Below are 19,246 nucleotides of genomic sequence, written 5' to 3'. Positions count from 1 at the left end.
ACCTCTACCCTCTTCCCTTCGTCGGGATCTTGTTGAACGGCACGTCCTTGTCGACGCGGATGTCACCCGGCAGGCCCAGCACCCGCTCGGCGATGATGTTGCGCATGATCTCGTCGGTGCCGCCTTCGACGCGCGTACCCGGCGCGCGCAGCAGCATGGCCTGGAAGCGGCCGGCGAGTTCGGCGTCCTCGCCGCTGACCACGCCGCTCGCACCCTGCAAGTCGAGTGCGTAGGTCGCGACGTCCTGGATCATCGAGCCCGCGACCAATTTGCCGATCGAGTTTTCCGGGCCCGGCCGCTCACCCTTGGACAGCGCCGAGATCGCGCGCATGCTGGTGTATTTCAGCCCGCTCGCCTTCACCGCCCAGTTGGCCAGCTTCGAGCGCACGGCGCGATCCTCGATCGCCGGACCATCATCCAGCATCAGGCTGGAGCAGTAGTCGAACAGTTCCGGGAAACCGGTCGAGACAGCCGCGCCGATCGCGCTGCGCTCGTTCATCAGTGTGGTCAGCGAGACGTTCCAGCCGTCACCGACCTCGCCGAGGCGCTGGTGATCGGGAATGCGGACATTGGTGAAATAGACCTCGTTGAAGTCCGAGGCACCGCTCGCCTGCTTGATCGGTCGCACCTCGACCCCCTCGCTCTTCATGTCGAGGAAGAACATGGTGAGGCCCTTGTGCTTGGGCACGGTCGGATCGGTGCGGGTGAGCAAAATGCCGTAGTCGGAATAATGCGCGCCCGAGGTCCAGATCTTCTGGCCGTTGATGACCCAATCGTCGCCATCCTTCTCGGCGCGCGTGCGCAGGCCCGCGACGTCGGAGCCGCCGGCAGGTTCCGAGAACAGCTGGCACCAGACCTTTTCACCGGAGGCGAGCGGCGGGAGGTACGTGCGCTTATGCTCTTCGCGCGCGAACGCCATCATGGTCGGCCCGCACATGCCGTGGCCGATGATGAACATGCGCGAGAGCTGGCCGAACGGCCCTTCTTCCTGCGACCAGATCACGCGCTCGATCGGCGACGAGCCGCGCCCGCCATACTCTTTCGGCCAGTGCAGGCAAGCCCAGCCGGCATCGGCCTTCTTCTTCTGCCAGGCCTTTGCGACCTCGAGAATGTTGGCGTCTTTGAGCACGGTGCGGCCGAGCGAGGATTTGCGCAGATCCTCCTCATATTGCTTGGGCGCGTTTGCGCCGATCCAGGCGCGCGCGGTTGCGCGGAATTCGGCTTCCTGCGGGGTGTCGTCGAAATTCATGGCGGTTCTCTTGCCTTCGTAGGGTGGGTTAGCCGAAGGCGTAACCCACCACTTCTCCAGAGTGTCGTTCGCGGTTGGATGGTGGGTTACGCCGAGCGGCTTGCGCTTTGCGCAACCCGTCCGGCTAACCCACCCTACGCCTTCATCATCAAGCCGCGTTCTTCTTGCGCATGCGGTCGATCAACTGGTTTTCCCAATAAGTGAGGCTGCCGAGCCCGAGCGCCATGGCGTTGGCGCGGCGGTAGTACATGTGGCAGTCGAACTCCCAGGTGAACCCCATGCCGCCGTGAACCTGGATGTTGTTCTTGGCACAATGCTGGAACGCCTGCGTCGCGCTGATGCGCGCGGCCGCGGCGGCTTCAGGCAGTTCGGCCGCATTGGTCGAGAGCGCCCAGGCGCCGTAATAGCTGTTGGAGCGCGCCAGCGTCGCCGACACATACATGTCGGCCAGCATGTGCTTGACCGCTTGGAACGAGCCGATCTGGCGGCCGAACGCGATGCGGTCGAGCGCGTAGTCGCGGCCCATCTCCAGCGCGCGGTCGGAGCCACCGACCTGCTCGAAGGCGCAGAGCACGGCGGCGCGGTCGAGCACCTGGGTGAGGATGCTCCAGCCTTCGCCGGCGGCGCCCAGCGGCTCCGCCTTGCAGTTCGTGAAGGCGATCTCGGCCTGTCCGCGGGTAGGATCGAGGTTGGTGAGACTTTTCACCTCGACGCCGCCGGCTTTGAGATCGACCAGGAACAGCGAGATGTCGCCGTCGCGACCGCTCGATCCCGTGCGCGCGGCAACCACCGCGAAATCGGCAATCGCGCCATCGGCCACCGGCTTCTTGACGCCGTCGAGCACACCATTCGCCGCCGTCAGCTTGATGGCCTTCGGCGACGGATTGCCCTTGCCCTCGAACAACGCCAGCGTGCCGATCGCCTCACCCGAGGCAATCGCCGGCAGCCACTTCTTCTTCTGCGTGTCGCTGCCCGCGATCAGCAGCGCTTCGGCGGCAAGATAGACGGTCGAGGAGAACGGCACCGGCGCATTGGCACGGCCCATTTCTTCCGCAATCACGCAGAGCTCCAGATGCCCCGCGCCCGCGCCGCCGAATTCCTCGGGAATTGCGACGCCGAGAAAGCCCATCTCGGCAAGCCCCTTCCACAACTCCTTGTCGTAGGGCGCCTTGCCGTCGAGCACGACGCGCACGGCCTTGGGCGAGCATTTTTCGGTGAGGAATTTGCGCGCCTGGTCGCGGAGCTGCTTCTGGTCGTCGGAGAAATCAAAGTTCATGGCGCGTATCCGTTTTGATGATGTCGACTACTTGAGAATGATGACGTCCTGGTCCGGCCTGTCCGCATAGAGCCGCGCCACCAGCGCGGCGCGGCGCTCGAGGCCGGCGCGCTGGTTGATGTAGCCCTTGTCGGTGAGCTCATTGCCGTCGATCGAGGGCGGCTCGGCCATCAGCATGGCGCGGGCGATGATGCGGCTGCTGGCGCCTTCGCACTCCCTGTTGTGCGCCTCCAGCCCGCGCTTGAAGCAGGCGATCACCTCGGGATGCTTCACGGCATCCTCGAAGCTCAAATCGGGATTGCCGGCGAGCTGCCGGCAGGCATGCAGGTTCGGCCAGGCCAGCAGGCCGATGAAGGCGCGATCCTGCCCCGCGACCAATGCGTCATGCACGACGGGCGTCGCGGCCGCGATCGCATCGGTGCGGAGCGAGCCAACATGGACGAAAGTGCCGGTGGTGAGCTTGAAATCCTCCACGACACGGCCAGCGAAGATGATACCCTTCACCGGATCGGTATCGTCGACGAAAATGCCGGCGTCGCCGATGCAGTAAAAGCCTTCCTCGTCGAACATCTTCCTGGTCAGATCCGGCTGGCCGAAATAGCCGGGCGTGACATTGACGCCGCGAAGGCGCAGCTCGTATTTCGAGCCGCACGGCACCATCTTCAACTCGACGCCGGGGAACGGCAGACCGATCAGGCCGACGCGCTCGGTATTCCAATAGGTGCCGGTCGAGGTCGGCGCCGTCTCGGTCGAGCCCCAGCCGGTGTAGAACACGATGCGCTCGCCTGTGGTCTTCACCGCGAGGGCCTGCATGCGCTCGTAGAGATCGTCGGGCAGCCGCGCGCCACCGTAGGCCATGATCGAAAGGTTCCTGAAGAAGGAGCGGCACAGCGCATCGTCCTTCTCCATCGCAGCCGCGAGCGCAGCATAGCCGGCCGGCACGTTGGCGTAATAGGTCGGCGAGATCTCGCGAAGGTTTTTCAGCGTCTCATCGAACTGACCCGGCATCGGCCGGCCATCGTCGATATAGAGCGTGCCGCCATCGACCAGGATTGGATGGAAAGCCGCATTGCCGCCCATGGTGTGGTTCCATGGCATCCAGTCCAGCATGGTCGCGATCGGACCGTCGGGCGAGCGCGGCCGCACCTGCATCATCATCGCCGCATTGGCGCACATCATCTCTTGCGTGTTGATGACGGCCTTGGGCATGCCGGTCGAGCCGGAGGTGAACAGCAGCTTGCCGACGGTATCGGGTGTAATCTTCGCGATCGACGCCGCGACATCGGCCGTCACCGGCGTTGCCGCGAGCTCGGCAAAGCTGACGCTCTTGATGCCGTCGCAGGGACGTCCGACGTGAACGACGGTGACGCCGGTGAGATCGAGCGCCTTCAGCGCCTTTTCGAAGGTCGGGCCGTCCTGCACCATCACCACGGCCGGCTTGATCAGGTCGAACAGGTACTTCAGCTTGACGTGGTCGTGGCTCATCAGGGAGTAGGCCGGCGACACCGGTGCAGCCGGGACGCGCGCCTGCATCGCCGCCTGCGTCATCAGCGCGTGTTCAATCGAGTTGCCCGAGAGGATCGTGACCGGGCGACCGTCGAGCCTGAGATTGAGCAGCGCCTGCGTCAGCGCATCGACGGTGCGCTTGGCTTCGCCATAGGACACCTTGCGCCATTCGCGGTTCGGACCGCCGCGCTGTGCCAGCCAGATGCGCTCAGGCGCTTGCCTGGCCCATTTCGCGAGCGAGGCTGGAAGATGCTTCTCGTAAGCCTGCAGCGGAATGCGCGACTTCAGCACCACCGTGCCGTCGGCGCGCCGCTCGACATCGATGTCGCGCTTAAGCCATTCCACCTTGCGAAAGGCGGGCTTCGTCATCATCGCCGCCGCGCTTCCACTCATTTTGCGTCTCCCGGAATTACTGTCCTTTGCGGATCTTCGTCGTTTCAGCGCTTGATATAGACAGGCTTTCGCTTCTCAAGGAAGGCCCTGATGCCTTCCGAAAACTCCTCGGAGCGGCTGCACAGGACCTGGTTGCGGTCCTCCATCGCGATCACGGCTTCCAGCGATCCGGCGTCCACGCTCATGTTGAGACATTCCTTGGACAGGCGCAGTCCGACCGGCGAGCCCGTCATCATCGCATCGACATAAGGCGCGGCGGCGGCATCGAGCCCGTCTTCATCGACGACCTCGGAGACCAGCCCGACCGCAAGCGCCCGCTCGGCACCGATGAAGCGCCCCGTGAGGATCAGCTCGGACGCCACGGAGACACCGACAAGCCGCGGCAGAAAATAGCTGGTGCCGATGTCGCAGCCGCCGAGGCCAAGCTTGATGAAGGCGCAGTTCATGCGCGCCGACTTCGTCGCGATGCGGATGTCGGAGGCGAGCGCAAGCGCAAAACCGCCACCGGCAGCCGCGCCCTGCACCAGCGACAGGATCGGCTGCGGGCAGCGCCGCATCAGCATCACGATGTCGGCGATGCGCCGCTGCGAATCCAGCGACTCCGTGACGCCGGGCGGCTCCTGCTGCCCGGCACGGCGCGCCATCGCGGCCTTGAGATCGAGCCCTGCGCAGAAGTTCTTGCCGGCGCCCTTCAGCACCACGACGCGGGTGTCGCGGTTGCGCTGGAGGCCCTGGAAATACGTGTTGAGCGCATCGATCAGCACGGGATCGAGCGCATTGAGACTGTCAGGACGGTTGAGCGTCACCCGGTCGACGCCGTGGTCATGCTCGATCAGCAGCGGTTGGGACATGGGGGCCTCTTGCTACATCCGCGCGAGAGATGGTTGTTACTGTGCCCTCTCCCCTTGCGGGAGAGGGCATGCACATCGTTGCGACATACTCTCTTGGGTGAGGGGTATGTCTCCGCGGATACAGACCCCTCATCCGGCGCTTCGCGCCACCTTCTCCCGCAAGGGGAGAAGGGAGAAGCAAGAATGCTACCGCGGAGCCATACGAATGGCGCCGTCGAGACGGATGGTCTCGCCGTTGAGCATCGGATTCTCGACGATGTGCACCGCGAGCGAGCCGTACTCCTTGGCATCGCCGAGCCGCGAGGGATGCGGCACCTGGGCGCCCAGGCTCTTGCGGGCTTCCTCGTTCAGACCCATCAGCAGCGGGGTGAAGAACAGGCCCGGCGCGATGGTGTTGACGCGGATCTTCTGGCTGGCGAGGTCGCGCGCGGCCGGCAGGGTGAGGCCGACGACGCCTCCCTTCGAGGCCGAATAGGCGATCTGGCCGATCTGGCCTTCATATGCTGCTACCGAAGCGGTGTTGATGATGACGCCGCGCTCCTCACCGACCGGCTCGATCGTGACGAGACGTTCGGCGAACAGCCGCAGGCAGTTGAAAGTGCCGATCAGATTGACGTTGATGATGCGCGCGAATTTTTCCAGGGGATAGACGCCGTCGCGGCCGACGATGCGCTGCGAGCCGCCGATGCCGGCGCAGTTCATCAGCACGCGGGCGACGCCATGCGCGGCCTCCGCCTTGGCGATCGCCGCCTTGATCTGCTCTTCGCTGGTGACGTCGGCGTGGAGCGCGACGCCCTTCACCTCGGCGGCGACCTTCTCGGCGTTGTCCTTGTTCTGATCGATCACGCCGATCCTGGCGCCCTTGGCCGCCATGGCGCGGGCGGTGGCTTCACCGAGGCCCGAACCGCCGCCGGTGATGAGAACGGCTACGTCTTTCAATTCCATGACAGGCTACCTTTCCTTGGGCGTTTCTTCTCTAGACTCGAACGTCTCGGCCGGATTATCCGGCCGCAGCGGCTTCCCCGGCTTGCGTGAGGATGCCACCGCAGATCAGCGTTTCCATGTGCTTGATATATTGCCGGCAGACGTCGTCGGTAACCGGGCCGACGCCGGTCGCGCGAGACATTGCGTGCCGGCCGAAGAACAGGTGATCGCAGGCGCCGATCAGGCTGGTGTAGAACAGCACCGGATCGGTCGCGCGAAACTCGCCGCGGCTGACGCCCTCGGCGAGCAGGCGGCGGTGAAAGTCGAGCAGCGGCGCGACGAAGAAATTTGAGACCTCATCGGCGGAGCCCGCAACGCTCTCGTGCAGGAGATAGTGGATCAGCCGGTTCATGTACGGGAACCGGTAATAGGCGCGAATGATCCCGCCGATATGCAGCTTCAGCTTTGCGGTCGGCGTGATCGGCTGGGCCAGCAGATATTCGAGATTGGACAGCTCGGTCCCCGCGTCGCGCGCGAGCAGCGCCAGCAGCAGGCCGTCCTTGTTGCCGAAATGATATTTGACCAGCGCGGCGTTGGCGCCCGACTTCTGCGCGATGTCGGAGAGCGAGATCTCGATCGAGGAGCGCTCGATCATCAGCTCGCTCGCGGCCACGAGCAATTTCTCTGCCGTGGAATTCTTTCCGCTCGGGAGCCTGTTCGGTACGCTGGTCGTCACGGAGATCCCTGTTCTCGCCACCTGAAGCGGCCGCAGATAAGCCGAAGCAGCGCCCCATCACAAGAGTTAATTGATCGATTGACTAAACGATATCCCACCCCTTAAATCCGTCCCGACAACCCAACGCGACACAGAACAATTCAGGGAGAGACCGAAATGGCCGAGGCATACATCGTCGCCGCTGCGCGTACCGCCGGCGGGCGCAAGGGGGCCGCCTCGCCGGCTGGCATCCGGCCGATCTCGCCGCCAAGGTGCTGGACGAGCTGGTCGACCGCACCAAGGTCGATCCGGCCCTGGTCGAGGACGTGATCATGGGCTGCGTCATGCAGGTCGGCGAGCAGTCGAACAACGTCGCCCGCAACGCCATCATGGCCTCGAAGCTGCCGGAGAGCGTTCCTGGCACCTCGATCGACCGCCAGTGCGGTTCATCGCAGCAGGCGCTGCACTTCGCGGCGCAGGCGGTGATGTCGGGCGCGATGGACGTGGTGATCGCGGCCGGCGTGGAATCGATGACGCGCGTGCCGATGGGGCTGTCGTCGCAGCTCCCGGCCAAGAACGGCTTTGGCAATTACAAGAGCCCGGGCATCGAGCACCGTTATCCGAACATCGTGTTCAGCCAGTTTACCGGCGCCGAGATGATGGCCGAGAAGTACGGCCTGTCGAAGAACGAGCTCGACGAGTACTCCTACAACAGCCATCAGCGCGCGATTGCGGCGACCCAGGCCGGTCACTTCAAGAAGGAGATCGTGCCGCTCGAGATCACCCGCGCCGACGGCAGCAAGGACACCCACCATACCGACGAGGGCATCCGTTTCGACGCCACGCTCGACGGCATCAAGGGCGTCAAGCTGATCGCAGAGAACGGCAAGCTGTCCGCGGCCAGCGCCAGCCAGATCTGCGACGGCGCCTCCGGCGTCATGGTGGTGAACGAGCGCGGCCTGAAGCAGCTTGGGGTCGCACCGCTGGCGCGCATCCATCACATGACGATGATGGGCGGCGATCCTGTGATCATGCTCGACGCGCCCGTGCACGCTACCAAGCGCGCGCTGGAAAGGTCGGGCATGGCCATCGACGACATCGACCTGTTCGAAGTCAATGAAGCCTTCGCCTCGGTGCCGACCGCGTGGCTGAAGACCACCGGCGCCGATCCGGAGCGCCTCAACGTCAATGGCGGCGCCATCGCGCTCGGCCATCCCCTTGGCGGCTCCGGCACCAAGCTGATGACGACCCTGGTCCACGCCCTGCATCAGCGCGGCAAGCGCTATGGCCTGCAGACCATGTGCGAAGGCGGCGGCATGGCCAACGTGACGATCGTCGAGCGGCTGTAAGAAAAATAAAAGCGAGTAGCGGATGGCGGGTAGCGAATGGTGAGTAGGCGAAGAGCGATTTGCCCTTCTTCCCTATTCGCCATTCGCAGCTCGCCATTCGCGTTTTGAGGAAACGCCATGACTCATCCGTCCGTTTACGCCAGAACCACGCCCGACAAGATCGCCTACCGGATGGCGTCGACCGGCAAGGCGATCACCTATCGCGAACTCGACGAGCTCTCGAACCAGGGCGCAAACCTATTCCGTTCGCTGGGCCTGAAGGCGGGCGACCACATCGCGCTGCTGATGGAAAACCGCCTCGCCTTCATGGAGATCTGCTGGGCCGCGCAGCGCAGCGGGCTCTACTACACCGCGATCAGCCGCTATCTGAAGCAGGACGAGATCGATTACATCATCGCCGATTGCGGCGCCAAGGTCGTGATCACCACGCCGAAATGCGCCGACCAGGTCAAGGACCTCATCAAAGGCAAGTCCGGCGAGCCGATCTTCTACATGGTCGACGAGCCGCTCCCCGGCTTCCGCTCCTACGACAAGGAAGCGGCAGCACAGCCGACCACGCCCATCGCCGACGAAGTCGCCGGCTACGACATGCTGTATTCGTCGGGAACGACCGGCCGGCCCAAGGGCATCAAGAAAGCCTTCGAGGGCAACAAGATCGACATGCCGAACGCGTTCCTGCGCGTGCTCTGCGCCGACATGTGCGGCATGAATGCCGAGAGCACGTACCTGTCGCCGGCGCCGCTCTATCACGCGGCTCCGTTGCGCTTCAACATGATGGCGATCGTGCTCGGCGGCACCTCCATCATCATGGAGCATTTTGACGCCGAAGAGTTCCTGAAGCTGGTCGAGCAATACAAGGTCACGCAGTCCCAGCTGGTGCCGACCATGTTCGTGCGCATGCTGAAGCTGCCGGACGAGGTCCGCGCCAGGTACAACGTCTCGACGCTGAAGGGCGCGATCCACGCCGCGGCGCCCTGCCCGGTCGACGTCAAGGCCAGGATGATCGAATGGTGGGGGCCGATCCTGATCGAATATTACGCCGGCTCCGAAGGCAACGGCGTCACCGTCTGCAACTCGCAACAATGGCTGCAGCACCGCGGCAGCGTCGGCCGCGCGGTGGTCGGCAAGATCAAGATCCTGGACGAGAACGACGAGGAGCAACCTACCGGCGAGATCGGCACAGTCTATTTCGCCGATGCGCCCGCGTTCACCTATCACAACGACCCCGAGAAAACGAAGAAGGCCTATAACGCAAAAGGCTGGTCGACGCTCGGCGACGTCGGCTATCTCGACAAGGACGGCTTCCTGTTCCTCACCGACCGCAAGTCCTACATGATCATCTCCGGCGGGGTGAACATCTACCCGCAGGAGACCGAGGACGTGCTGATCACCCATCCTGATATCGCCGACGTCGCCGTGTTCGGCGTACCGAACGAGGAGATGGGCGAAGAGGTGAAGGCGGTGGTGCAGCCGCACGACATGAGTCGCGCCGGTAAGGAGCTCGAGGCCGACCTGATCGCCTACTGCAAGACGCGCCTGTCGGCGATCAAATGCCCGCGCTCGATCGATTTCGAAGCCGAGCTGCCGCGCACGCCAACGGGGAAGCTGGTGAAGCGGCATTTGCGCGATAAATATTGGCCGAAGACGGCCGCGAAGATTTAGGGGGACTCGTAGGGTGGATTAGCGAACCGTAATCCACCTCTTCTGTTTCCGCAGAGACAGACAGTGGTGGATGACGCCTTCGGCTAATCCACCCTACAAAATCTCAATCAAACAAACTCGGCGTGTGGTTCACCAGCGCGCCTTCGATCTCCAGCATCTTCAGCTTCGTCACCACACCGCCGTTGGCCGAGAAGCCGCCGGGCTTGTTGCCGGCCGCCAGCACGCGATGGCAGGGCACGACGATCGGACACGGGTTGTGCCCGAGCGCCTGGCCGACATCGCGTGACAGCTGGACGCCGCCAAGGCGCTTGGCGATATCGCCATAGGTGAGGGTCTTGCCGGGTGGGATGGCACGGGCGATCTCGTAGACGCCGCGGTTGAAGTCGGGCACGCCGTCGAGATCGAGCTCGATATCGGTGAGGTCGTCCGGCTCGCCCGCGAGCAGCTTGACGATGCGGTCGATCGCCTCTCGCACCTCGGCGGTCGGCTCGGCTTCGGTGGCCTCAGTGTGGCGCTGGCTGATGCGGGTGCGGATCTTGTCCTCACCACCCATCGGCAGCTGCGTGCCGTTGATGCCGCGCGGACCCCACGTGATGGCGCAGAGGCCGATCCTGGTGTCGAACAGGGCAAAATGCTGATTGGTCATGGCCTGGTTCCTGGCATGCGTCCTTGTCGCATGGCCCTATTGTGGTCTGCGCCCAAATCTAGGCTTGGAAATAGTTGCGATCCACCCGGTTTCCGGGGATCTTGCACAGGAGTTCCGCCCCCTTCCCGCGAGCCCCGAATGCAAAGCCTCCACGTCAACGGATACGACATGCCTTATCTCGACGTGGGCGAAGACCTGGGACGACCGCCGCTGGTCTGCGTGCACGGCTCGCTCAACGACTTCCGCGTCTGGGGCTGCGTGCTCGGGCCGCTGACGCAGCGGCACCGGGTGATCGTCGTCAGTTTGCGGCACTTTTTCCCCGAACGCTGGGACGGCGTTGGCGACACCTATTCGATCGCGCAGCACGTCCAGGACGTCATTGCCTTCATCGAGAAGCTCGACCTCGGCCCGGTCGACCTGATGGGCCATTCCCGCGGCGGGCACATCTGCTTCCGCGCGGCGCAGGCGCGCCCCGACCTGTTGCGGCGGCTAATCCTGGCCGAGCCCGGGGGCGAGCTCGATGCAAGCCTCGATCCGGATTACGTCGGCGGCCCCTCGCCGCTGCTGGCGCGGTTCACGGCTTCGGCGGAGAAGATCGCGGCGGGCGATGTCGATGGCGGCCTTGCGGTGTTCGTCGACGCGCTGGAAGGGCCTGGGGCCTTCGCGCGTCTGCCGGCGATGGTGAAGCAGAATCTGCGCGACAATGCCGCGACGCTGATCGGCCAGGTCCGCGACAATCGCCCGCCCTTCTCGAAGGCGGATGCGGAGGCGATCAGGATGCCGACGCTGTTCATCCTGGGCGCGCGGACCAAGGGGCTGCTGCCGAAGGTGCTGCATGCGCTGGCGGCGCATGTGCGCTATTCGAAGACGGCGATCATTCCGAACGCGACGCATCCGATGTTCGAGCAGGCGCCGCAGAAATACTCCGAAATCGTCCTCGACTTTCTGGCGAGCTGAACATGCAGACATTCCGCGTCAACGGTTACGACATGGCCTATCTCGAAGTCGGCGAGGGCCAGCCACTGGTCTGCGTGCACGGCACGCTCGGGGATTTCCGCACCTGGTATGCCGTGCTCGGTCCACTGTCGAAAAGCCATCGCGTGATCTCGGTCAGCCTCCGGCATTTCTTTCCCGAGCACTGGGACGCCGTCGGCGACGACTACAAGATGGCGCAGCACGTCGCTGACACGATCGCCTTCATCGAGCAGGTCACGCCCGGCCCGGTCGATCTGATGGGCCATTCGCGCGGCGGTCACATCGCCTTTCGCGTGGCGCAGGCGCGGCCGGATCTGCTGCGCAAGCTGGTGCTGGCCGAGCCGGGCGGCGATCTCGATTCCAGCCTGCCGGTGCCGGAGGGCACGCCGGCGCATCCGCCGCTCGCCGCGCGCACGGCGCGCTCGGTCGAGATGATCCGCGCCGGCGACCTCGATGGCGCGCTGCAGAACTTCTACGAGGGCATCGAAGGCGACGGCTCGTGGCGGCGCGTGCCCGCGGCGGCGAAGCAGCAATTGCGCGACAATGCGCTGACCTTCCTCGGTCAGATCAACGAACAGCGCAGCCCCTACACGCTCGCCGACGCTCAGGCGATCAGGACGCCGACACTCTTGATCGGCGGCGGCGCGACCACCGGCAGCCTGTCGGTGATGTGGCGCGTGCTGGCCGGGCACATCGCGGGCGCCAGAACGGCGGTGATCCCGAATGCCGGCCATTGGATGTTCGAGCAGGCGCCGCTGGAGTTCGGCGAGGTGGTGGATGCGTTTCTGGCGGAATAGCCGCCTCGCGGCGCAATTCGCGCGAAAACAACCCCATGCACAGTAGACGGCTCTAGCGATATCAATGACTTAGTGATGCCTTGCAGGCCGTCTTGACCGCCTCCCCTCCCGCGATACCTTCGAATACGGAATTCCGTATTCTGTTTTGGCCCTTGGAGTTGCCGGCGTGATTCCCCTCGACCCGCTCCCGAACCTGATCGACCAGGTTTACGCCCGGATCCTCGAGGCGATCTCCGACCGCACGCTGCAGCCCGGCCAGCGCATCCGGCAGAACGAGCTCGCCGACAAGCTCGGCGTGTCACGCCAGCCGGTGTCGCACGCGCTGCATCTGCTGCACCGGCAGGGGCTCGTCGCCGAGAGCGGCCGGCGCGGCTTTGAAGTCACCCAGCTCGACCCCTCGCGCATTCGCCAGCTCTACGAGGTGCGCGGCGCGATCGACGCGCTCGCAGCGCGGCTCGCAGCGACACGTGCCGCCAGCGACGCAGCGGGACGCGCGCGGCTGGATGCGGCACTCGCCGCCGGGCGCGGCATCGACCGCAACACCTCGCTCAGCGAGCTCATCACGCTCGACGTCGATTTTCACCGCGCAATCTATCATCTCGCCGGCAATCCCGTGATCGAGCAGACGATATCGCCGCAATGGCCGCATATGCGCCGCTCGATGGCGACGGTGCTGTCGGAGCTGGACTATCGCGGCAGCGCCTGGGCCGAGCACGCCGAGATCGCAAGGCACATTCTCGCAGGCGATGCGACAGCGGCCGAGCGCGCGGCGCTCGCGCATGCGCAGACGGCGGGACGGATGACTGAGGAGAGATTGAGGGCGACGGACGAGGCGGCGGCGTAACCAACGATCTCCGTCGCTGTCATGCCCGGGCTTGTCCCGGGCATCCACGTTCTTCCGGACGTGGAACGAAAGACGTGGATGGCCGGGTCAAGCCCGGCCATGACGGCAGAAAAAATACGACAAAAACAGACAACCAAGGAGGACGACCCATGAAACTGTCTCAGGAGCAATTAGAGTTCTTCCACCGCGAGGGCTGGCTGTTCCTTCCCGAGCTGTTCAGCCAGGAGGAGGTCGATTTGCTCGCCCAGGAAGCGGTTGGCATCTACGATGCCAACCGGCCCGAGGTCTGGCGCGAGAAGAGTGGCGCGCCGCGCACGGCCTTTGCCGCGCATCTCTACAACGAGGCCTTCGGTCTTCTGGGCGCGCATCCGCGCATGATCGAGCCGGTCGAGCAATTGTTCGGCGAGCCTGTTTACATGCACCAGTTCAAGATCAACGCGAAATCGGCCTTCACCGGCGACGTCTGGCAGTGGCACCAGGATTACGGCACCTGGAAGCGCGACGACGGCATGCCGGAACCGCGCGCGATGAACATCGCGATCTTCCTCGACGAGGTGATGCCGATCAACGGGCCCTTGATGCTGGTGCCGCAGAGCCAGAACGCCGGCGATCTCCAGGCCTCGCATGACCTCGCCACCACGTCCTATCCGCTGTGGACGCTGGACGAGGAGACCGTGACGCGCCTCGTCAAGCAGGGCGGCATCGTGGCGCCCACGGGCAAGCCCGGCGGCATGCTGATGTTCCACGGCAATCTCGTGCATGGCTCGGCCGGCAACATCACGCCCTACCCGCGCAAGATCGTGTACCTGACGCTGAACGCGGTCTCGAACTACATCCGCACCCCGACGCGGCCGGAGTACATCGCGCACCGCGATTTCGCCCCGATCAAGACGGTGGATGACGATGCGCTGGTGCGGCTGGCGCGTGCGCCGCGGCAGGCGGCGGAGTAGAACTCTTCGCGCAACATCCTCAACCGTGATGCCCGGGCTTGCCCCGGGCATCACGTCTTGACACGGTCGCCGGCCGTAAGACGTGGGATGGCCGGGTCAGGCCCGGCCATGACGATCTGGATAAAGACGGGCCTTTCACGAATTTCTGCAGCACCGGATACATTCCCCATGAACCTCTTCCGCCTCCTCCAGGCCCGCGCTGCCACCGGCAAGCCTGTCCGCGTTGCGCTGATCGGCGCCGGCAAATTCGGCTCGATGTTTCTGGCGCAGGTGCCGCATACGCCCGGGCTGGAGGTGCCTGTTATCGTCGACCTCGACCGCGACCGTGCGCGCGAGGCCTGCCGCACCGTGGGGTGGAGCGCCGAGCGGATCGCGGCGACCACCTTCACCGATGACGGCGCACGCGCCATTGCCGGCGGGGCGATGGATGTCGTGGTGGAAGCGACCGGCAATCCCGCCGTCGGCATCAGGCACGCACGCGCGGCAATCGCTGCGGGCAAGCATGTCGTGATGGTCAATGTCGAGGCTGACGTGCTGGCAGGCCCGCTGCTCGCCGAGGAAGCGCGCAAGGCCGGCGTGGTCTATTCGCTCGCCTATGGCGACCAGCCGGCGCTGACCGCCGAGATGGTCGACTGGGCCCGCGCCACCGGTTTTCGCGTGGTCGCCGCCGGCAAGGGCACGAAATATCTGCCGGCCTATCATGACGTGACGCCTGACGGCGTCTGGCAGCATTACGGCCTGACCGCGGGCGAAGCGCAGTCGGCCGGCATGAATCCGCAGATGTTCAATTCCTTCCTCGACGGCACCAAGTCCGCGATCGAAATGGCCGCGATCGCGAACGCCTGCGGGCTCGACGTCCCCTCAGAAGGGCTGTTGTTTCCGCCCTGTGGCGTCGACGATCTGCCGCACATCATGCGGCCGCGGTCGCGCGGCGGCGTGCTGGAGCGATCGGGCGTGGTGGAGGTGGTGTCGTCGCTCGAACGCGATGGCCGGCCGGTGTTTCGCGATCTGCGCTGGGGCGTCTATGTCGTGCTGGAGGCGCCGAACGATTACGCCGCCGACTGCTTCCGGCAGTACGGCCTGAAGACCGACGGCAGCGGGCGCTTTGCCGCGATGTACAAGCCGTATCACCTGATCGGGCTCGAGCTGAACATCTCGATCCTGTCGGCCGCGCTGCGCAATGAGCCGACCGGGCAGCCCTACGGCTTCCGCGGCGACGTCGCCTCCGTGGCCAAGCGCAACCTGCGCGCCGGCGAGATGCTGGACGGCGAAGGCGGTTACACGGTGTGGGGCAAGCTGGTGCCGGCGGCCGCGAGCCTGAAGGCAAGCGCGCTACCGATTGGCCTCGCTCATCGGCTGAAGCTGAAGCACGACGTTGCTCATGGCGAGATCGTGCGCTGGAGCGACGTCGAGTTCGACGCGAACAACGAGACGATCAGGACGCGGAAGGCGATGGAAGCGGCGTTCGCGAAGGAGGGGTAGTGCTTGGGTTGAGTTGGTGTGGCCACGGTCTCGCTGCACCTCTCCCGCTTGCGGGAGAGGTCGGCGCCTAGCGCCGGGTGAGGGTCCTCCTCTCCGGAGGATCGTCTCGTTGCGGAGAGGCCCTCTCCTCGCCCCCTTCAAGCGGGGGAGGGAGCGCTCCGGAGCGGGGTCATGCGAACGCGCGCAATCGCGGACTGATCCGATGACCAGTCATGGCAACACTTTATCGACCGATGCTGGTCTAGGGTCCGGTCAAGCAGATCATTCACACGACTTCGGACCAGAGCATTCATGGAACCGCCCAAACCCTCGTTCGCCAGCAGGCATGGCAATACGGCACAGATCGCCTCTGCGGTGGTGGCCGCTGCGGCCCTCGTCTTTGTGGCCTATCAGGTCTGGAGCATCCGCGCCAACGCGAGGATCGCGACCGCCCGGCAGGTTTACATGTCCTACAGCGAGTCCCAGCTGCGATACTCTGATCTGGTCGAGCCGGATCTAGCGACGCTGCGGTCGAACCCCACCGAATGGGTGCGCTACAAGAATTTCGTCGCCCACATGCTGTTCGCCTATGACGAGATTCTCGGCGTCTATGACGAGCCGGAGTGGCGCCGCAGCTTCGAGGAAGACGTCAGGTTTCATTTGCCTTACATCTGCGCCGATATGCCGGCGGCTCTCGACGACACTTACTTTGCCAAAATGCGGGCATTGCTGAAGGCCGAGCGGGCGAAATGCGCTGCCGCGCCGAAGACTTAGCGACAGAGCGCCATTCACACTGCACGTGAAGCCGCGTCGCGTGAGAGCGCGCCGAGCTAGCGAGCCTGCTTCGCGCTTGGCATCAGGTCTATCAAACCCAGATCCACCAGCGTGCGATGGAAACGACGCTTCCGTTCGGAAGCTGATGCGAAATAGGCTTCTCCACAATCATCGAGCAAGCTCGCGCGCGTGGCAAATATCGGGTCGAGCGCAATGCCCGCCCGTTGCAAGGCAACAGTGCCAAGGAAGGCGATATCGAGGTCGGCGCCCGGTCCCGCGGTGAAATCAGGGATGTTGAGGGCCTCTATCGCATAGAATGTGCGAAACCGAGACCTGCCATCTTCCGGCCGTTTCAGGTGTTGATCGATCTGTTTCGTCAGCACCGGCTGATGGTCTCCGTAGTGCACAATGAGAAGAGGCCGCCCCGGGGCGCTGCTTGCCAGCTTGTCTTTGAGCCTTTTCCAGGTGGTCGCGGTCTCTGCCAGTCGCGTGTAGTACTCCGCGTATCCAGCATCGCGGCAGCTGGCCGCGGCAAAGGCGCGCTCGCTCTCGAATTGACCTTGCGGCACGAGCTGCCGGCTGTGCGGACCATGATTGAAGTTGGTCAGCACATACAGAAATCTCGGTGTCGGATCGCTGGTGATCGTCCTGGTATGCGCATCGATGACTGCATCCAGAAACACTGCGTCGGAATTTGTCGCCTCGAAACGCCGGACATCGAACGGTGGCGGAAGTTCGTCGACGAAGACCCGCTCCTCGATACCGATTGAACTGTAGAATTTGTCGTAGCTGAGAAACCCGCGGCGACAGCTGGATATGAGTGTCGTCTTGTAGCCGAGCGATGCCAACGAACGGGGCAAGCTGCTATGAAAACGGCCGGCCCCCTTCTGGAAGAGATAATAGGCGCTTGAACCGAAGCTGGCACTCGAAAGGCCGGTCAGCAGGCTGAATTCGGATTGCCACGAACCTCCGCCAAAAATGTCGACGTTCAGGCGTCCGGCTTCCCCATCTGACGGGGACAGGAAGGCCTCGACGCCCGGCTCGACAGGCAGTCCGAAAATACGAGGATCGAAGACAGACTCGTGCTGAATGACGATAATGTCGGGAGAACATGCGGAACGCGAAGGGGTGGCCTCTCTCAATGGCAGCGGTTCGTTTGCGATATCGCTCAGCGCCAACGCGCCGAACTGTCGCCAGGAAGCGGGGGCACCCAGCGACGCCATGAAGGTGGAGAAGAAGCACCGCCCTTGCGTCAGGGTAAGACGCAAGGAAGCGGCCTCCTTTGACGTCGAAACCTTCGCAAAGCCAGCGAGCGCCAGACAGAACAAAGGAATTCGGAATACGATGGAGATGGGAGATCCTGCTGCATGGAACAGAACCGCGATCGAAGCGGAGGCGAATATCACGCCTCCCGCCAGAACACCCAGCATCATGCGCGGGTATTGCAGCACAAAGAATGGGACCGTGCCCGCAAACGCCAGAGGCAAATCGGAAACGGTCAATTTCAGCGCGCTGTGATTGAACTTAACGATTGATATGCCGGCGATTGCGACTGCCAGCAGACCAGACAGCAGGATCGCTCTGTCTGCATCGGCAAGAAATATCAGCAGCAGAGCGGCGTTGAAGAGAAGGGCTGCGACCGCAAACGGCAGATGTGCAACGCTTCGTTCGGTCATCGCAACGGCGGCGATGACCCCCACAAGAATCAAAATCGAAATCATGGGATGAACATGCCCTGAGCATTGGAATTTTTCAATTTGGGGCGCGCGGGCTCTTTGAGCATCACATACCGCCATCGGCGCCACCGATCTTGCACCGCAGCAGGAGACGCTCCCACTTACATCATCCTGGCGATGATGTGCGCGTCATTCGGGTTGGTGCGGGCGGGCGACCTAAATCCGGCTTCAAGGCAGCAGCCGCTCGTCTTTTGCCTGCCTGAACCACTTCCTGAACATCTCCTCTGTGTCCATCATCTCGGTGAAGCCGGCGCGGTTGATCTTCACGGTCGAGACGATCGAGGGCGGACCGGACTCGGTGTGGCCTTGGCGCAGGCTGTAGTCGGCATACTGGAACGACAAGCCGACGAACTCCGCCAGCCCGGGCGACACCAGGTTATGCTTGCGCCGCAAGGCCTCCCAGGGGGCGTCCCAGTTCGACGATTCCTCGGCAAGCGAGAGCGGCACCGGCTTGCCGGGCTTCATCTCCAGCGCGTGGGCCACCGCCGGCCAGATGTTTTCCCAGGTGAAGACATCGCCATTGGTGACGTTGAAGGCTTCGTTCTGTGCGGCCCCGGCCTCGCCCGACCAGGCGATCGCGCGGGCAAGCAGGTCGACATCGACCGCCTGCGACACCCGCGCGGCGCCGCCGGGATAGTCGAGCGGCCTGCCCTGCTCGCGCAGCATCGCCGCGTAGACGCCGAGCGGCGGGATCAGGTCCATGGCACCGCCCATGGCGAGACCGACGATCAGCACGGGACGCAAGATGCTCCAGTGCCAGCTTTTGCCTCGTTGCAGTTCACGCAGGAAGTTTTCCTGCGCCCAGTAGAAATTGGGCTGCTCGTACATTTCGGAACGGCCTTCACGTGCCGGCACCGTCAGCGGGCGGACGTGGACGCCATAGGCCTTGGTGCCTTGCAGCAGCGCGACATGCCTGAGATCCGGCGCAACCGCCTCGAGCGCACCCATCAGATTGCGTAGCATCACATCGTTGGTGCGGATCTGCTGCGGATTGCGCCAGCCGTCGACGAGTTGCGGCGCTTCGTAGAGCGCGGCGTAGATCAGGTGGGTGGTGCCCTCAAGCTCGGCCGCAGCACGGCGGCAATCGGCTTCGCTGGTGAGGTCAACTGGTACGTGGCGGGCGCCATGCAGATCCCGC

16 protein-coding genes and 1 pseudogene (1 of these 17 only partly in view) are annotated in these 19,246 nt (G+C 64.1%); 8 read left to right on the top strand and 9 right to left on the bottom strand.

What is annotated here, in order from left to right; translation table 11 throughout:
• Positions 1–4: 4 nt before the first annotated feature.
• From ACQ86E_RS17610 to ACQ86E_RS17585, 6 genes are all read right to left on the bottom strand, one after another.
• Positions 5–1,249: an acyl-CoA dehydrogenase gene (locus ACQ86E_RS17610; RefSeq protein ID WP_431201064.1), complete on the bottom strand. Its 1,245-nt coding sequence runs from the start codon at positions 1,247–1,249 to the stop codon at positions 5–7.
• Between the two features lie 148 nt (positions 1,250–1,397).
• A complete protein-coding gene (locus ACQ86E_RS17605) occupies positions 1,398–2,525 on the bottom strand; it encodes an acyl-CoA dehydrogenase family protein (protein WP_431201063.1) in 1,128 nt (375 codons plus the stop codon).
• 27 nt (positions 2,526–2,552) lie between these two features.
• Entirely contained in the window at positions 2,553–4,424 is a 1,872-nt protein-coding gene (locus tag ACQ86E_RS17600; RefSeq protein ID WP_431201062.1) for an AMP-binding protein, read from the bottom strand.
• Positions 4,425–4,468: 44 nt separating this feature from the next.
• Positions 4,469–5,275: an enoyl-CoA hydratase/isomerase family protein gene (locus ACQ86E_RS17595; RefSeq protein ID WP_431201061.1), complete on the bottom strand. Its 807-nt coding sequence runs from the start codon at positions 5,273–5,275 to the stop codon at positions 4,469–4,471.
• A 186-nt stretch (positions 5,276–5,461) separates the two neighbouring features.
• On the bottom strand, positions 5,462–6,220 hold the full coding sequence (locus ACQ86E_RS17590) for an SDR family NAD(P)-dependent oxidoreductase (protein WP_094973236.1): 759 nt from the start codon (positions 6,218–6,220) through the stop codon (positions 5,462–5,464).
• Positions 6,221–6,275: 55 nt separating this feature from the next.
• Positions 6,276–6,878 (bottom strand): TetR family transcriptional regulator, encoded by a 603-nt coding sequence (locus ACQ86E_RS17585; protein ID WP_431206499.1) that lies wholly within the window; start codon positions 6,876–6,878, stop codon positions 6,276–6,278.
• A gap of 213 nt (positions 6,879–7,091) precedes the next feature.
• On the opposite strand from ACQ86E_RS17585, the pseudogene ACQ86E_RS17580 reads away from it, so the two are divergent.
• Both ACQ86E_RS17580 and ACQ86E_RS17575 read left to right on the top strand, forming a co-directional pair.
• A pseudogene (locus tag ACQ86E_RS17580) lies at positions 7,092–8,263 on the top strand (acetyl-CoA C-acetyltransferase).
• Positions 8,264–8,380: 117 nt separating this feature from the next.
• Positions 8,381–9,925: an acyl-CoA synthetase gene (locus tag ACQ86E_RS17575; RefSeq protein WP_431201060.1), complete on the top strand. Its 1,545-nt coding sequence runs from the start codon at positions 8,381–8,383 to the stop codon at positions 9,923–9,925.
• 103 nt (positions 9,926–10,028) lie between these two features.
• On the opposite strand, the gene ACQ86E_RS17570 is transcribed toward ACQ86E_RS17575, so the two are convergent.
• Positions 10,029–10,571: a methylated-DNA--[protein]-cysteine S-methyltransferase gene (locus ACQ86E_RS17570; RefSeq protein ID WP_431201059.1), complete on the bottom strand. Its 543-nt coding sequence runs from the start codon at positions 10,569–10,571 to the stop codon at positions 10,029–10,031.
• A 138-nt stretch (positions 10,572–10,709) separates the two neighbouring features.
• Here ACQ86E_RS17570 and ACQ86E_RS17565 point away from each other — a divergent pair, with 138 nt between their 5' ends.
• The 6 genes from ACQ86E_RS17565 to ACQ86E_RS17540 all read left to right on the top strand — a co-directional run bounded on the left by ACQ86E_RS17565 (position 10,710) and on the right by ACQ86E_RS17540 (position 16,372).
• Positions 10,710–11,528 carry an alpha/beta fold hydrolase gene (locus tag ACQ86E_RS17565; protein WP_431201058.1) on the top strand — a complete coding sequence of 273 codons (819 nt, stop codon included), beginning with the start codon at positions 10,710–10,712 and terminating at the stop codon, positions 11,526–11,528.
• A gap of 2 nt (positions 11,529–11,530) precedes the next feature.
• The gene (locus tag ACQ86E_RS17560) at positions 11,531–12,343 is read left to right on the top strand and encodes an alpha/beta fold hydrolase (RefSeq protein ID WP_431201057.1); all 813 of its coding nucleotides are present in this window, start codon (positions 11,531–11,533) and stop codon (positions 12,341–12,343) included.
• A gap of 166 nt (positions 12,344–12,509) precedes the next feature.
• Complete coding sequence (locus tag ACQ86E_RS17555; protein WP_431201056.1) at positions 12,510–13,187, top strand: GntR family transcriptional regulator; 678 nt, start codon at positions 12,510–12,512, stop codon at positions 13,185–13,187.
• 149 nt (positions 13,188–13,336) lie between these two features.
• The gene (locus ACQ86E_RS17550; protein ID WP_431201055.1) at positions 13,337–14,137 is read left to right on the top strand and encodes a phytanoyl-CoA dioxygenase family protein; all 801 of its coding nucleotides are present in this window, start codon (positions 13,337–13,339) and stop codon (positions 14,135–14,137) included.
• A 168-nt stretch (positions 14,138–14,305) separates the two neighbouring features.
• A complete protein-coding gene (locus tag ACQ86E_RS17545; RefSeq protein WP_431201054.1) occupies positions 14,306–15,619 on the top strand; it encodes an NAD(P)H-dependent oxidoreductase in 1,314 nt (437 codons plus the stop codon).
• Positions 15,620–15,910: 291 nt separating this feature from the next.
• A complete protein-coding gene (locus ACQ86E_RS17540; protein WP_431201053.1) occupies positions 15,911–16,372 on the top strand; it encodes a hypothetical protein in 462 nt (153 codons plus the stop codon).
• A gap of 56 nt (positions 16,373–16,428) precedes the next feature.
• Here the strand turns inward: ACQ86E_RS17540 and ACQ86E_RS17535 are convergent, their stop codons facing one another.
• Complete coding sequence (locus ACQ86E_RS17535; protein WP_431201052.1) at positions 16,429–18,093, bottom strand: sulfatase-like hydrolase/transferase; 1,665 nt, start codon at positions 18,091–18,093, stop codon at positions 16,429–16,431.
• A gap of 183 nt (positions 18,094–18,276) precedes the next feature.
• Positions 18,277–19,246: the 3' portion of an SDR family oxidoreductase gene (locus tag ACQ86E_RS17530; protein ID WP_431201051.1), read on the bottom strand. The gene runs 116 nt beyond the window's last position; 970 of the gene's 1,086 nt are visible here — the last part of the coding sequence; its start codon lies off the right edge, out of view; it ends in the stop codon at positions 18,277–18,279.

Source organism: Bradyrhizobium betae, from assembly GCF_050632175.1.
Classification (GTDB): domain Bacteria; phylum Pseudomonadota; class Alphaproteobacteria; order Rhizobiales; family Xanthobacteraceae; genus Bradyrhizobium; species Bradyrhizobium betae_B.
The sequence above is the reverse complement of the archived record's forward strand: the minus strand, read 5'-3'. Positions and strand labels throughout refer to the sequence as shown.